Below are 380 nucleotides of genomic sequence, written 5' to 3'. Positions count from 1 at the left end.
GCCTGACCCTGATCGAGCCGGTGCTCTTTGCCGCAGCACCCGACGCCGAGCAGATCACCCGCGACCAAACAATGGCCGAAATGATCGCCCAGGGGCGTGACGACGATGCCGCGCGCGCCTTTATCGACATCTGGGGCGCAGCGCCCTTCGACAGCTTGCCCCCAGCCACCCGACGGGCCATGGCAGATCAGATCAAGCTGGTGGTCGACACCGATGAGACCCTGACACGGGACCGCGCAGGGATCCTGGACGAGGGAAGGCTGGAAACCATCGATGCCCCGGTCATGATCATCCTAGGGCAGGACAGCCCCCTTGTCATCCACCGGATCGCGGATGCCCTGGCGCCACGCCTGGCCGATGTTGGGCGGGCGATAGTGCCG

At 66.1% G+C, this 380-nt stretch carries 1 protein-coding gene; it reads left to right on the top strand.

The genetic code is table 11. From position 1 onward, the window contains the following. A partial coding sequence (locus NWP09_RS13355; RefSeq protein ID WP_258275956.1) for a hypothetical protein occupies nt 1-380 on the top strand: 380 nt, incomplete at both ends.

The organism is Agrococcus sp. HG114, assembly GCF_024723325.1.
GTDB lineage: Bacteria > Actinomycetota > Actinomycetes > Actinomycetales > Microbacteriaceae > Agrococcus.
The sequence above is the reverse complement of the archived record's forward strand: the minus strand, read 5'-3'. Positions and strand labels throughout refer to the sequence as shown.